Source organism: Stutzerimonas sp. NM35 (assembly GCF_054604355.1).
Map to the genome: position 1 here is coordinate 1,511,060 of NZ_CM137728.1, position 14,660 is coordinate 1,525,719.

Below are 14,660 nucleotides of genomic sequence, written 5' to 3' on the forward strand. Positions count from 1 at the left end.
TTAGAATTGGGACTCGGGCAGGTGGATAACCAACCCGTCCATGGCTTCGCTGATCACCAGCTGACAGGTCAACCGGCTGTTCTCGCGCCGCTCGAACGCATAGTCCAGCATGTCCGACTCCATGCCTTCGGCGGCAGGAAGTCTTTGCATCCACGCTTCTTCGACGTAAGCGTGACACGTCGCGCATGCGCAGGCTCCACCGCAGTCCGCCGGAAGTCCGGGAACCGAGGCAAAGGTTGCGGCCTGCATCACCGACTGACCGATGGCACCGCTAACCTGATGTTGCGTGCCGTTGTGTTCGATAAAGATCAAGGTAGGCATGGTCTGCTCCGTTTTTATTGTGGGTCAGGGATGGGTCAGCATGGGCAACGCGGCAAAGCGCGGTGTTCGCCCCAATGTAAGCAGCAACAGCGGGCCAACGAGGCAACAGGCGGCTGAATAGAGCAGCATGGCGTTGTAATTTCCGGTGGTGCTCAGCATGTACGCGAACAGCAACGGGGCGAGAGCAGAGGCCACGGTGTTCAAGCCTTGATGCACGCCGAACAGCCGGCCGTATTCGCGCAGACCGAAATAGCGTGCGATCAGGAATGCGGCTATATCGAACTCCGCCCCGGCGCCAAAGCCGACGAGCACCGCGGCCAGCAGCAGTGAAGAAAACTCCCCCGTTCCGCTGAGATAGATCGCACATCCGATGGCTGGAAGCGCCAGGCTGATGGCCGATATTCCGGGCGGCCACACACGGTCGAGTAAATAGCCGATCAGCATGCGACCGAAAATAAGCGAAAAGCCAAAGCCGCTGAAGATCAAATTCGCATCGCTTGCCGACAACCCTCTGGACTGCAGCATCGGTACCGTGCTGGTGACCATTCCCACGATCGAGGAAATCACCAGCCCGAGCGCGAGGTTGCAGGTCCAGAACTTTCGCGAGGTCATACCTTTGCGGAAGGACATGCCGGGCAGTTTCTGTAGATCGGCCTCCCTTTTGTCTGGCTGGGCCCCGGCAGCGCCTGGAACCTTTAACCACAGTAGGATAAGCGGAAGCAGTACCAGCAGATTGAGCAAAGCTAGAATTATGAACGCGGCGCGCCAGTCCCATTGGCCGATCCCCCAGGCCATCAATGGGGGAATGGTTGCGGCCGTGATGCCTGTGCCGGACAACCCGATCGCCAGAGCCAGCCCACGGTTGCGGTCGTACCACAGGCTGAGCAATTGGGTCCAGGTGACTGCCAGCGCACCCATGCCAAGAATGGGTAGTGCGGCGAAAGCGAAATACAGCGACCAGATAGATCCAGTGAGCAACGTGGTTGCTAGGTAGCCGAGAGAGAGCAGCAGCAGGGAAGCGACGGTGACCCGCTTCATGCCGTAGCGAAGGTTGAACCAGCCGACTAGCTGCAGCGAAATGACCGCGCCACCGAACAGAAAGGTGATGCTTGCTTGAAGCTCACTCTTGCTCCAGCCAAAGGCATCGCCCAGCGGTACGACGAGGGTACCGAAGCCATAGAGAAGTGCCGCGTTGATACTGATTGCGACGCCCGCCACGGCGAGAATCAGTATTTTCCAGCTCTGGCGAAATTCGAGGGTATCGATCGCCACTTCGTTCTTCGAAGGGGGCATGGTTTGGCTTCCTTATAGATTTTGTTGAGCCAAGCGAAACGCGTCGCACTGTTGAATTCTTAATATGAAATCAAATACTGTATTGAGAATAAAGCGACTGTGGCAGCCTGTCTAGCCATAGAGAGCCTCAAACTTAAAACAACAAGATGGGAATCATCATGCCAACCCTGGGCCGCTTCACCATTGGAGCGAAGCTCCTGTTGCTTCCGCTTTTTTTCATCGTCTCGCTAGTCGTCCTCTCGGGCGTCGCCTACCAGGGGCTGGAAAAGCAGCAGGCCGTGATAGATGAAATAGACCAGTTGCGATTTCAACAATACAAACGGGTTCTTGAAACGTCTGCGGCTTCCCAGGCGGCGATGATCAACGCGTACGCCATGGTGGTCCGAATTCTCGAGTCCAATGGGCAGGCTTCAAGTGAGGAGCTGGAGTTCTATCTGGTAGAGATGGATTTGAGTTCCGCTGAGATGCTAAGCCTGCTTGACACGGCGGCGAAAGAAACACGGCTTGTCGAGGATGAGCAGACTGCTTACCAGACCTTGCGGGAACAAGCGGAAATTTATGCGCACGGTTTGGCGGACATGAAACAGGCTGCCCTGAGCTACCCACCGCAAGCGGTATCGCTTCTTGGGATTGTACGTGCGGATTTCAACAGTCTTTCCGGGCAGTTCAGCCGTTTGCTGACCCTGCAGGAGGAGCTCACCTCTGCAGCGTTTACCGGTGCCAGCGACCGGGTAAAAACCGTAGTGGAAGTGCTCGCCGGCGTGCTGTTGGCTGCAATCGCGGTTTCCTTGCTTGCGAGCGTCATGTTACGGGGCCAAATTGTCCGATCCATCCGTGTAATCGAGCACGCGTCGATAAAGCTGCGCGATGGCGATCTGACTCAGCGTGTACGAATCATCGGTCGTGATGAAATCGCCCATACAGGCCAAGCGTTCAACGAGCTGATCGAGAGCTTTCAGCAGGCGGTGCGCCGCGTGGCGAGCGTGGCAGCAGCAGTGGGGGCTTCGGCGGAGGAGCTGGTTGTGACGTCAACGCAGGTCGCGCAGAGTTCGGCCAGTCAATCCTCCGCTGTGACGGAGGTGTCCGCTACGGTCGAGCAAATGAGCACTGGCATCGCCTCGATATCGTCTCATGCGCAGGAACTGCGCAGTTCCGCCGATGCCAGCCTGAAGGGGGCCGAGGCGGGGCACTCTACCCTGACGCGACTGCTTCGAGAAATAGAGAGCGTGCGCCAGGCCTTCGCCGCCATCCGCGGATCGGTGGGTGATTTCGTTGAGAGCACATCGGCAATCACTGCGAGCATCACGCAGGTAAAGGAATTGTCGGCTCAGACCAACCTTCTTGCATTGAACGCGGCGATAGAGGCGGCTCGTGCAGGCGAGAGCGGACGCGGCTTCAGCGTGGTTGCCGATGAGGTGAGGAATCTAGCGCAACGCTCTGCTTTGGCAGCGAATTCGATCAATGACCTCACCTTGAAGCTGGATGATCAGTCTGGAGTGGTCGACCAAGCGCTGCAGGCTGGTACTGTCGCGCTGGATGATAGCAGCAAGCTTCTCATGGAACTTGAGAGCACGCTGCAACAGGCAGCTGCGCTGGTAGGGGATTCCACGCGCGGCGTCGATGAGATCGCAAGGGCAGTCAAGGCTCAAAGTGAGGGTGGGCGTGATATAGCCTCGAATGTTGAGCGCATAGCGCGTATGGCTGGCGAGGGGGATGCGATCACTCACAGTGTTGCAAGCGCTGTTGCGGGGCTTCGCGAGCTTTCACAGGAACTCAACCTTGCGGTGGGCCGTTTCAGCTTCGAATCTGAAGCGATGGAATGTTCAAAATAATAATGTACAAAAAATCGATAAGTGTTCATTATCGGTGGTAGCTGGACCTGATAAGGAGACAAGAAATGAGTTCAGAAAAAGTACAATTCAAAGTGGTTGCTGACCGTAGCCGCTGCTGTGGATATGGTCTGTGCGCGTCAGTCTGCCCGAGCATCTACAAGCTCGATGCAGATGGTCTTGTGTATCTCGATAGTGATCTTGTTCCCGTAGAGCTCGAAGAAGAAGCCCGCGAGGGTGCGGCCGCTTGCCCCGCCGAAGCGATTTGGCTCGAAGAAATCAAATGAACTACGAATCGGCCTAGGCGCTGGTAGTTAGGACTAGGCAGAACGGGGTATCGGGAGGACAGCAATGGTGGGTCGCTTACAGAACAAGGTTGCGCTGATCACCGGTACTGGTGGTGGGCAGGGCAGGGCAGCCGCACTGCGTTTCGCTCAAGAAGGCGCCATTGTGGTCGGCTGCGACTTCAATGGGCCGGCGCATGAGGAAACCGCTGCGCTGATGCAGGAGCAGGGTTTGCGCTTATATGGCATGGCTCCGCTGGATCTTGGCGACCACGAACAGGCCAAGGCCTGGATCGACGCCGCCGTGGCCGAGCACGGTCGCATCGACATCCTATATAACAACGCTTCGGCCGCGCGTTTTGGTGCGGTTAACGAGATGTCGATCGATGACTGGCACTACACCATCCGGAACGAGTTGGACCTGCTGTTCTACACCACCAAATACGCTTGGCATCATCTTGCCGAGCAGCGTGGCGTGATTATCAATATTTCATCCACTGCAGCTTGGGGCGGCTCCAAGGTCGCCGGTATATCGGCGCATTCGGCTGCGAAGGGTGCGGTGGTGTCCTTTACCCGCCAGCTCGCGGTGGAAGGTGCGCCGGTTGGCATACGAGCTGTCAGCCTCAGCCCCGGATTCGTTGCGACGCCTGGTACCCGAGCATTTCTGGAAAATCCGGAAGCGCGTGCAGCGTTGCTAGATGGCGTACTAATGGATCGTCCCGGTGAGCCTGAAGAGGTGGTCGCCATGGCACTGTTTGTGGCTTCTAGTGAGGCCTCGTTCATTACCGGGTCGGATTTCGTCATAGACGGCGGTCTGCTTGCAATCTAGCAGCGCCCGTGCGGGCACCGGTGGCGCCCGTGAACCTAGAACAACAAAGAGGTGAATTCTCGTGGATATAATCGGCATCGGTTACATGGGCTTCGAAACCACTAAACTCGATGAGTGGCGTGACTATGGTCCAAACGTCATGGGCTTCGGAATCGGCCGCAGTCCCGAGAGCGACCCCGATTCGCTTTATTTCAAGATCGACGATCGCCGCCATCGTTTTGCCTTCCACCCCGGTAAGGTCGACCGTCTCGCCTATATAGGCTGGGAAGCGATAGGACGGATGGCCTTCGAGGATGCGTTGAAGAAATTCACCGCTGCCGGCGTTGAGTTCACCCGCGGCGACGCGGAGCTTTGCGAGAAGCGCGGCGTGCGCGAGCTGATCCGTTTTCGCGATCCGGTCGGCTATCAGCATGAACTATTTTACGCACAAAAATGGACGCCACGCTCCTTCATGCCGGGGCGCTGCCATGGTGGCTTCGTTGCCAACGAGCGCGGTGCTGGGCACGTCGTGGTGATCACGCCGGAATACGGCCCCGAACTCGAGAATTTCCTGATCAACGTGATGGGCTTCAGCTGGTATGGCGCAGGCGCTGGCAAGGGTCGCACCGGCTTTTTCCGTTCCAAGCTGAACCATCACACCAGCCATGACATCGCATATGGTTTCGGGCCGGGGCGTATGGGTGTACAGCATGTCGGCATCGTTGTCAGCAGCATCCGCGACGTTGGCGAGACCTACGACATCGTGCGTAAACGTGAGCTGCCAATGATGATGACGCTCGGCCAGCATACCCAGGACCCGCACGTGTCCTTCTACCATTTCACGCCTTCGGGCTTTGCCATCGAGACCATTGCCGAGATCGAGCCGTGGCAGGGCGATCCGTTCGAACTCAATCCAGAAGTATTGAGCGTATGGGGGCATGAAATGGTTGGCCCCATCCTCGGGCCGAGCGTGAAAACGCCTGAAGAGGTACTCGATCCGGAATACTTGGCCAGCAAGCGCTGAGATGCGCATCGCGCGCGTGGAAGTTGCCGGCGAGGCCTTTTGGGCCTTGCTGGATGCCAATAGCGTTTGCCTGCGGGCCATTCGGGCGCCTTTCAGCGAATGGGCACCGTCGCTTGGCGAGCAAGGGGAAGCGGCGCTGGACCTCGACGCTGAGTGGATTCCTCTAGCAGCGTGCCGCCTGCTACCGCCACTTCAGCCTGGCGGGCGGATTTTCGGCGTTGGCCTCAACTATCTGAGCCATCTCGAGCGGCTAGGTAGCAAAGCGCCGGCACATACCCTGGCGTATTTGATTCCGGAATCAGCTCTGGTTGGCGCGGGTGAAGACATTCAGTTTCCGGCCGTGACGGGTGAGCTCGACTATGAAGTCGAGCTGGTCGCCGTGGTCGCCCGTCCTCTACTGGACGAGCCGCAGGCGAGCGCGTGCTTGCTCGGCTATACGGTTGGCAACGACATCAGTGCGCGAGATGCGGGCCGGCAGATCGGTCGTCTCGACCTGCTTACGCAAAAGGCCATGGATCGCACTACTCCGATAGGTCCTTGGATAGTTACGCTCGATGAGCTCGGTGGTCCCGGTCAGCCGGCACTGAATCTGCAACTGAGCGTTAATGGTGAACAGCGTCAGCAGGACAACACCGGAAACATGATTTTCCTGGTGGACGAGCTTCTGAATTACCTCGATGCACGAATAACGCTTCGCCCAGGGGATATGGTTTTTACTGGCTCGACGCATGGCGTGGCGCTGGAAACGGGCAACTTCCTAAAACCCGGCGATGCGATCGATGCCCGAATCGAGGGCGTTGGGCAACTGTGCAACCGCGTCGGTGAGCGGCGCGAGCTGCATGCTGCACGCAAGGTGGGCCGGCTTGGGCTGCCTGCGGGTGGTGCCGTTATAGGCTAAGTGGCGCCCATCGTTCGCAGCCTTGTGTGAAGGAGCAGCAATGAAAGAGGGATCACCCTGGATTCCGTTCCGTCACCGAGTATTCCGAGGCCTCTGGTTTGCTGCTGCTGTCGTAAACCTGGCCATCTGGATGCAAACGGTCGGTGCGGCCTGGATCATGACGACGCTGTCGTCGTCACCGCTGATGGTCTCGCTGGTACAGACGGCGATGACGCTACCGGTCTTTTTGTTCGGCCTGCCAGGTGGAGTGATCGCCGATCTGGTGGATCGCCGCCGCTGGCTGATCGTAACGCAGGCGACGATGCTCGGCGCGGCCGCAGTGCTATGTCTGCTTGCCTACAGTGGCCTACTGGGTGCCTGGACGCTGCTTTTGCTGACATTTGTTCTGGGTACTGGCAGCGCGTTGGGAATGTCCGCGTGGATGGTGACCATCGTTGATGTGTTGCCGCGAAGTGAGGTTCCGGCCGCAGTATCGCTGAATGGCATCGCGACCAATGCCGCTAGGGCATTGGGGCCGGCCATTGCCGGCGTGCTGATCGCATACTGGAACGCGGCATCGGTGTTTCTGGTGATTGCACTGTGCATGACGGCCGTGATCCTGTTTATTCTCACCTTGAAATCGAGCCGGCAGGCGCATGACCTGCCACCGGAAACCTTTAGCGGCGGCATGCGCAGCGGTTTGCGCTATATCCGGCACTCGTCAGTCTTGTTCAATGCTTTGAAACAGGTGTTCGTTTTTACCAGTTGCGCCAGCGCACTTTGGGCGCTGATGCCTCTGGTAGCCAAGGAAGAGCTCGACATGGACGCTGGCGGCTATGGCTTGCTCATGGCATTCATGGGCGGAGGAGCAGTGGTAGCTGCTCTCAATCTAACGAAGCTGTATCGCCGATTTACGTTGCGCACGCTCATTGCCTCAGGCGCGATCGCTTTTGCAGCTGCAACACTTGCTGCTGCCCTAACGCATAACCGTTACGTCGTGTGCGCGATGCTGATCTTCGCTGGCATGGGCTGGATGGCCGTGAATGCGACCATCTCCACGGTCGTGCAAACCTACGCGGCGAACTGGGTGCGCGCCCGGGTCGCTTCGGTGTACCTGCTAATGCTTATGGGAGCCATGGCGCTGGGCGGGGTTTTGTGGGGGGCGTTGGCAGAATATATAGGACTCAATAACGCGCTCATCATTTCTGCCGCGACTATTCTGTTGGGGCTTCTCATCACCCGTAATGGCCCAATCGAGTTGGGTAACGAAGCTGATTTCGCTGAAGCACAGCAGACCGACAAGCTGGTGCTGGCACGCGATGTTTCTCACTCCGATGGTCCGGTGTCTGTGGAAATCAGCTACCGAGTCAATGATGCCGAACATGGCATTTTCGTGCGCACGGCCTATGAGGTCGGCCAATCCAGACGGCGAAACGGGGCACAGAACTGGCGGCTTTACCGCGATCTGAGTGAAAAAAACCTTTACGTTGAGCGTTTTATCGTCGAGTCCTGGCTCGAATATCTGCGCCAGCAGGCTAGAGTCACCAAAGGTGACGAGTCTAGAGAAAATAGCTTGCAGCGATTCCGATGTGACACTTTGGCAACGCGCCGCTACATCTACCAAGCCCCTTCGGTAAACGATCAGTAATACCGCTAGGCATCCGTATGCTGAATTAGTTGCGGCGTTTTATTCTCAGTATAGAATGCAGATCTAAATCGAGCATGAGTTAGGGATCTGATGAATAGCAATGAAATTTTAGACCTAGGTGAACAGCAGAAGGCCAACGGTGCCGTCCTTGTCAAACCGGTGTCTAATGCGATTCGTATCTTACGACATCTGAGCCAAGTCGGTACGCCTGAGCGCTCCGTTGATATCGCACGCCAGCTTTCAATCAATCCAAGCACATGCTTTAACATCCTGCGCACATTGGTCGCTGAAGACGTGGTGGATTTCAATCTCATGTCAAAGCGCTATTCGGCGGGGATAGGGCTGGCGCGTCTCGTTGAGCAGTTGGTCACCCAGGGGCAGCGGGTGCAACTGGCGAAGCCGTTATTGCAAAGCCTGGCTGCGAGGCAGAGCATCACTGTCACGTTGTGGCGGCGCCTGGGTGCGGACCGCATTGTGATCGTCAGTTCCGCGGCAAGCCCCACGGACGTTCGAATCGATATGGCCGAAGGGCAACGTCTGCCGATGCTGATGGGTGCCAGCGGCAGATTGTTCGCTACGCAGATCGATCTCGACAGCCCCGAAATACGCGCGACGTACGACAGCATCCGCTGGGCTCGACCGTTGCCTTTCGATATGTACCGGGAAGAGGTACGCGAGGCTCAGAAGCGAGGCTGGGCAACAGACGATGGCCATTTTTCCGTGGGCATTCTGGCCGTTGCCGCGCCTGTTTTTTCCCCCGGCGGCAGCATTGACTTTACGGTTTCGGCAGTGATGTTCCGCGGTCAGCGTGATGAAGAGGGCATCGCCGAATTGGGCGATGCTCTCGTCGAATTCTGCAGCGAACTGACCGGCGTTCTTTTCTAAGTAACTACTCCCGGACCAGCAAAAGGCTGCCGCCCAATGGTCCACCGCCAGCCGCCACTGCACAGACGCGGTTCTCCGTAGTTTGCCGCCCTTCGGCTCGCCCCCAAAGCTGCAGGCAGGCCTCATGCACATAGCCCAGGCCGTGGGTGCGACCGCCGGAGAGCTGGCCGCCGTTGGTATTGATGGGCAGCTCGCCGTCCAGGGCGATACGCTTACCGCCTTCGACGAAAGCGCCGCTTTCGCCGGTCGGACAAAGTCCCAGCGCCTCCAGCCAGATCATGGTGAGGATGGAAAACCCGTCGTATAGCTGCACGGAGTCGACATCCTGTGGCCGATAGTCGGTGCGGTCCCACATCATCCGGCCTACGTCGAAGGCCGCCATCTGGGTTAGCGAGATCTGATCCCACGACCACGGCTGATTTAAGGCCGCACCAATGGATTCGATGCGAATTGGAGAGTTGCGGGTGTCGCGCGCGGCATCCCGCCGTGACAGCACGATCGCGGTGGATGCGTCGCAATGTACGTCGCAATCGAACATACGCAGTGGAGTCGAGATCATCCGCGATGCCATGTAGTCGTCCATGGTCATCGGCGTTCGATAAAGCGCTTTGGGATTGCGCATCGCATTTCGGCGACAGGTCAGGGCTATCTGAGCCAGCTGTTCGGGTCGTGTGCCGTACTCATGAAAATGGCGCTGCGCATAGAGCGCCATTAGATTGATGCCGGACATTACGTTGAACGGCGTGAACCATTGCCATGCGAAGCTGCTGTCGCGGCCCTGAGTCTTGTTGGTGAGCGCGCCAGCCTGCTTGTTCGACATGCGGGCGGATGCTTCGGTGATGGTGCGAAATACCAGCACATGTTTGCACAGGCCTGCTTCGATGGCCATGGCTGCGTTGATTACGCCAGCAAGCGGGCCGGGGCCTTCATAGCCTGCACCGAACCAGTTTACGTTCAGGCCCAGTGCGCTTTTGAGCGCGCTGGGGCCAACGGGAGAAAAGGGGTCGCCGTTATTGTTGTCCCCCGGCCAGCACGCGACGCCGTCTATGTCGCTACGCTCTAGGCCTGCGTCGGTAATGGCTTCCAGGCAGGCGTCAAGCGTCAGACGCATTGCTGACAGCGAAGATGGCCGCCCGATTTCGGACTGTCCGATGCCGGTGATGGCTACTTGTTTATCGTATCGACGATCGAACATTCATTGATCCCTTTCGAACATGGGCAGCCAGACGTCCTCGACGTTCAGGAAGCTGACTCGGACCGGCATGTCGATATGCACCTGTTGCGGATCCATGCCGATAACGTTACTGACAAAGCGCAGACCCGACTGCTCGATCAATTCAATGATCGCTACGACGTACGGCACGTCGAGTTCGGCGGTCCATGGCTGGTAGTTAAGCGTGTAGCTCACCACCGTACCTTTACCGGAGACTGAGCGTGGGCCGACCTCGAAGCTGGCACAGCGAGGACATATGGGACCGGGAGGATGAAAGAACCGAGAACATGCTTCGCAATGGTGAATCAGCAGTTCACCTCGCTTGCCGCCCTGCCAGAAGGCGAGGGTATCGGCGTTCAGCGCGGGTAGTTTTCTAGGCATCGACATTTCATCCAGGTGCGCATCTTTCAGTTACGTTATCATTTGTACATAAAATCGAAAAGTGTCATATTTCGTTTCGAGTTGGCACTGCCCCGAGCGGTGCGTCGTAGAAAAAAACAAGAGGCTTTCAGTATGTCCCAGTCTTTGCAAGACAAGACCATTGTCGTCACGGGCGGCTTCGGCGTGCTTGGTAGAACCCTTGGCGATCTGCTTCTGGCCCGAGGTGCCCGAGTAGCGCTACTCGATCGCGCCGAGCTGTCCGGCTCATTACCTGAAGCTGCAAAATTGCATGCCATCGGCGGCGTTGACCTGACGTCCGTCGACGCGGCAGCGGAGGCATTTAACAGGGTAGTCGAGCACTTCGGGCGCATCGATGGATTGGTCAACGTAGCCGGCGGTTTCGCTTGGGAAACGCTTGAATCCGGAAGCCTCGATACCTGGGATCGCATGTATCAAATGAACGTGCGCACGGCGGTGGTAGCCTCCCAGGCGGCACTGTCCCATCTCGCCGCGACTGGCTCGGGGCGGATCGTAAATGTCGGCGCATTGGCCGCACTCAAGGCTGGCATGGGTATGGGTGCTTACGCTGCGTCCAAGGCTGGCGTGGTTCGTCTGACCGAGGCGCTGGCAGAGGAGGTCAAGGATCGGGGCGTCACTGTCAATGCCGTACTGCCGAGTATCATCGATACGCCGACTAATCGCGCCGACATGCCGGACGCCGATCCGGGCCGCTGGGTATCGCCAGCGGCTCTGGCGTCGGTAATCGCGTTTCTCCTGTCGAATGACGCAGCCCCCGTAACCGGCGCCTGTCTGCCTGTGTGTGGTCGCGTATGAGACTCGTAACCTATATCGATGGTGCTGGCTTCGAGCGCGCCGGGGCATTGATCGAAAACGATGGACTGATTGTCGACCTGCAGATTGCCTATCGCAGCTTGCAAGGTCGCGAGAGCCCTGAATTCGCGAGCGTTCTGGCGTTGATTGAAGGCGGCGAACAGGCCCTCGAACAAGCTCGGACGCTGGTAGCCAAGGCGCCCTCCGCAGCTGTCATCGAACGCGCCACCGTCAAGCTGCGCGCGCCGATCCAGCCACCGCCGCAGATGCGTGACTGTTCATGCTTCGAGCTGCACTTGAAACAGAGTTTCGCCGCCGCCAGACGAGCGCGTGCCCTACGTACGCCGGACCCGGAAGCGACACTGAAAGCGATGAACACGGGTGCCGATGACCGGGTAATCGAGACCTTCAATCGACAGCCGATCTATTACAAATGCAACCGCTTTGCGGTAGTCGGTATCGACGATGAGTTTCAGTGGCCGAGCTTTAGCAAGGCACTGGATTTCGAACTGGAATTCGGCTGCTACATCGGTAAGCGGGGCAAGGACATAAGCCGTGACGCAGCCCGCTCGCATATTGTCGGCTACACCATTTTCAACGACATGAGCGCGCGCGACGCCCAGGCGAAAGAAATGTCCGGAATGCTCGGCCCTGCCAAGAGCAAGGATTTCGACACGGCCAATATCATGGGGCCCTGCCTGGTCACCTCTGATGAACTAGGCGATCCCTATGATCTGGACATGGTGGCGCGGGTGAATGGCGAAGAATGGGGGCGCGGTAACACGCGAGACATGCGCTGGCAGTTCGAAGATGTCATCGCTCATGTTTCACGTTCGGAAACCCTGTATCCCGGCGAATTTCTCGGTTCTGGCACCGTGGGCAATGGTTGCGGGTTGGAGCAGTTGCGTTATCTCAAGCCAGGAGACTTGGTGGAGCTGGAAGTGCAGGGCATCGGCGTGCTGCGAACCCGTGTCGGCACCGCCACGAACGACGCCTGAGGCAGTGGCCTGTTTGGCCAGTTGGCCTGGCTCAGAACCTCAAGCTAGCCATGCCGGTTTATTTCAGCAGCAAGATGTCACATAAAGAACATGGGCATCTAGTATACATATTAGTGAAAAGTGTCTTATATTCAGCTTGTCTCAATCGCCCTCGGCGGCTATGCCCTATAAACAGGAGGCAATCATGCTAACAACAACGAGCCCCGTATTGTCCGACGGAACCAAGGTCTCGGATCTTATCTACCCAGCGACACGTGAAGTACAGATGCGCGTCCTGAGCGACCGGGAAATCTATGAGCTGGAGATGGAAAAGATCTTCGGCAAGATCTGGGTCCTGCTCGGCCACGAATCTGAAATCCCTGACTCTGGCGATTTCATCGTGCGCGACATGGGCTCGGATTCGGTGATCGCCGCCCGAACTAAAGACGGCGAAATTCACGTATCGCTCAATGTTTGCCCACACCGCGGCATGCGCATCAGCACCGCCGATTGCGGTAATACCCAGATTCACAAGTGCATCTACCATGGTTGGGCGTTCCGGCCAAACGGTGACTTCATCGGCTCGCCGGTCGAGCGCGAGTGTATGCATGGCAAAATGATGGCTAAGGAAGAGCTGGGTCTGAAAAAGGCGCGCGTAACGCTTTATGGCGGTCTGATCTTCGCAACCTGGAACGTCGACGGCCCCTCTTTCGATGAGTTCCTGGGCGATGCCAAATGGTATTACGACATGCTCTTCTGCCGCAGCGACAAGGGCATGGAGGTGTTGGGCCCACCGCAGCGGTTCATTGTGAACGCGAACTGGAAGACCGCTGGCGAGCAGTCCGCTGCCGATGGTTTCCATACTCTCACCTTGCATCGCTGGCTGGGTGAAGTGGGCAACTACGCCAAGAAAGGCGAAGGCGAGGGCGAGGGTACCGACCTAAGTCCGGAAATGATCGGCGTTGAGATCAGCTCTCCCCACGGCCATGCACTCCGTTGTATCGATCTGGCGCGCAAGATCAAGCGCCTGACGGGCCTGGATCCAGCGACCTTGTCGGTCGAGGAAAAACTGAACGCGCTGCCACCTGCCGGCATGACGTGTGACATGGTCGAGCAGCTGGCGCGTAATTTGAGTGAAGATCAGCTCAAGGTGCTGACCAGCATGCCGCCGCAGGTGGGAGGCATGTTCCCGAATATCCTGTTTGGCTTCGTATATATCCCGCAGCCGGATGGCAGCGTAGTTGGCTCCATGACCCTACACGCCTATGTTCCTCAAGGGCCGGATAAGCTTGAGTTCGTCAACTGGGTGTTCGCCGAGAAGGATGCGCCGCCAGAGCTTCGTGAAAAAATGCTCAAGCAGACTATCCAGCTTTTCGGCACATCCGGCATGGTTGAGCAGGACGACTCCGATACTTGGCCACACATGACTCACGCCGCGAAGGGCGCGATGGGGCGCAAGAGCACTCTGAAGTATCAAGCCTGCTTCGAAACCGGCGCCCCGGAAGGATGGCCTGGCCCTGGCATCGTCAATGAAGGCTTTACCAAAGACGATACCCAGTGGCACTGGTGGCAGTACTGGCATGAGCTGATGACCGCTTCAGACGAAAAATAAGCGCTCGCTGGCCGGGTCACGACAATAAAAAGTAATGGAGATTTCCATGGCAGAAGTTCAACAACGCGGCGAGGACCAGATCCAGCCGGGCTCTCCGGTCGGTATCAAGCGTGTGCCGGTCGGGGCGGATATTTACAACCAGGCCGTGACCTTCCTTTACGAGGAAGCAACGCTACTGGATCAGATTCGTCTGCAGGAATGGGCAGCACGGCTTGATACCGATCTGATCTATACCGTGCCGCTGCGGCATACCCGCACCCAGTCCGAGCTGTCGGCGAGCATCGTGCGTACCGTTCAGCATTACCACGATGACTATCGGTCGATCATGGGGCGTGTGCTTCGCCTTTCCGGCAAGAGTGCCTGGGCGGAAGATCCGCCGTCGCGTACCCGGCGGCTGGTGACGAATGTGTTCGTCGAGGAAACCGCCAACCCTGATGAGTATGTGGTGACCAGTTATCTGCTGTTGACGCGCAGCCGGTTCAAGGACCACCACGTCGACATCATCAGTGGTGAACGTCGCGACGTGCTGCGTATGCGCGAAGACGGCTTCAAGCTGGCGCGGCGCGAAGTCATTATCGACCAGGCCGTTCTGGGCACTCCAAACCTCGCTGTATTCCTCTGATGACGAGCCCGCACCTCTTTCGGGGTGCGGGCCGTCTTATGCGCAATTCGTCCTT

The 14,660-nt window shown here is 57.8% G+C and carries 15 protein-coding genes; 11 read left to right on the forward strand and 4 right to left on the reverse strand.

The features are described from left to right. Both ACYCFC_RS07125 and ACYCFC_RS07130 read right to left on the reverse strand, forming a co-directional pair. The gene (locus tag ACYCFC_RS07125; protein ID WP_021207975.1) at positions 1–321 is read right to left on the reverse strand and encodes a 2Fe-2S iron-sulfur cluster-binding protein; all 321 of its coding nucleotides are present in this window, start codon (positions 319–321) and stop codon (positions 1–3) included. Positions 322–345: 24 nt separating this feature from the next. Then, positions 346–1,614, reverse strand: a complete 1,269-nt coding sequence (locus ACYCFC_RS07130; RefSeq protein ID WP_459653530.1) for an MFS transporter — start codon at positions 1,612–1,614, stop codon at positions 346–348. A 158-nt stretch (positions 1,615–1,772) separates the two neighbouring features. Here ACYCFC_RS07130 and ACYCFC_RS07135 point away from each other — a divergent pair, with 158 nt between their 5' ends. From ACYCFC_RS07135 to ACYCFC_RS07165, 7 genes are all read left to right on the forward strand, one after another. After that, complete coding sequence (locus ACYCFC_RS07135; RefSeq protein WP_459653531.1) at positions 1,773–3,446, forward strand: methyl-accepting chemotaxis protein; 1,674 nt, start codon at positions 1,773–1,775, stop codon at positions 3,444–3,446. Between the two features lie 65 nt (positions 3,447–3,511). After that, the gene (locus ACYCFC_RS07140; RefSeq protein ID WP_021207972.1) at positions 3,512–3,730 is read left to right on the forward strand and encodes a ferredoxin; all 219 of its coding nucleotides are present in this window, start codon (positions 3,512–3,514) and stop codon (positions 3,728–3,730) included. Between the two features lie 67 nt (positions 3,731–3,797). Further along, positions 3,798–4,556 (forward strand): SDR family NAD(P)-dependent oxidoreductase, encoded by a 759-nt coding sequence (locus tag ACYCFC_RS07145; protein ID WP_459653532.1) that lies wholly within the window; start codon positions 3,798–3,800, stop codon positions 4,554–4,556. Between the two features lie 61 nt (positions 4,557–4,617). Next, positions 4,618–5,559, forward strand: a complete 942-nt coding sequence (locus tag ACYCFC_RS07150; protein ID WP_212619689.1) for a VOC family protein — start codon at positions 4,618–4,620, stop codon at positions 5,557–5,559. A gap of 1 nt (position 5,560) precedes the next feature. Further along, complete coding sequence (locus tag ACYCFC_RS07155) at positions 5,561–6,457, forward strand: fumarylacetoacetate hydrolase family protein (protein ID WP_459653533.1); 897 nt, start codon at positions 5,561–5,563, stop codon at positions 6,455–6,457. A 40-nt stretch (positions 6,458–6,497) separates the two neighbouring features. Continuing rightward, a complete protein-coding gene (locus ACYCFC_RS07160) occupies positions 6,498–8,084 on the forward strand; it encodes an MFS transporter (protein WP_459653534.1) in 1,587 nt (528 codons plus the stop codon). Between the two features lie 90 nt (positions 8,085–8,174). After that, complete coding sequence (locus ACYCFC_RS07165) at positions 8,175–8,969, forward strand: IclR family transcriptional regulator (protein ID WP_021207967.1); 795 nt, start codon at positions 8,175–8,177, stop codon at positions 8,967–8,969. Positions 8,970–8,973: 4 nt separating this feature from the next. On the opposite strand, the gene ACYCFC_RS07170 is transcribed toward ACYCFC_RS07165, so the two are convergent. Beyond that, entirely contained in the window at positions 8,974–10,164 is a 1,191-nt protein-coding gene (locus ACYCFC_RS07170; RefSeq protein ID WP_021207966.1) for a thiolase family protein, read from the reverse strand. Next, entirely contained in the window at positions 10,165–10,563 is a 399-nt protein-coding gene (locus ACYCFC_RS07175) for a Zn-ribbon domain-containing OB-fold protein (RefSeq protein WP_031310968.1), read from the reverse strand. It abuts the gene before it with no gap. Between the two features lie 132 nt (positions 10,564–10,695). Between ACYCFC_RS07175 and ACYCFC_RS07180 the strand changes: the two genes are divergently transcribed. The 4 genes from ACYCFC_RS07180 (at position 10,696) to ACYCFC_RS07195 (ending at position 14,605) form a co-directional block, all read left to right on the forward strand. Further along, complete coding sequence (locus ACYCFC_RS07180) at positions 10,696–11,397, forward strand: SDR family NAD(P)-dependent oxidoreductase (RefSeq protein WP_459653535.1); 702 nt, start codon at positions 10,696–10,698, stop codon at positions 11,395–11,397. Beyond that, positions 11,394–12,392, forward strand: a complete 999-nt coding sequence (locus ACYCFC_RS07185) for a fumarylacetoacetate hydrolase family protein (protein ID WP_459653536.1) — start codon at positions 11,394–11,396, stop codon at positions 12,390–12,392. Before ACYCFC_RS07180 ends, ACYCFC_RS07185 begins: the two co-directional genes overlap by 4 nt. 184 nt (positions 12,393–12,576) lie before the next feature. Then, complete coding sequence (locus ACYCFC_RS07190) at positions 12,577–13,983, forward strand: aromatic ring-hydroxylating dioxygenase subunit alpha (RefSeq protein ID WP_459653537.1); 1,407 nt, start codon at positions 12,577–12,579, stop codon at positions 13,981–13,983. 46 nt (positions 13,984–14,029) lie between these two features. Continuing rightward, positions 14,030–14,605: an aromatic-ring-hydroxylating dioxygenase subunit beta gene (locus ACYCFC_RS07195; RefSeq protein ID WP_042928779.1), complete on the forward strand. Its 576-nt coding sequence runs from the start codon at positions 14,030–14,032 to the stop codon at positions 14,603–14,605. Positions 14,606–14,660 lie beyond the last annotated feature (55 nt).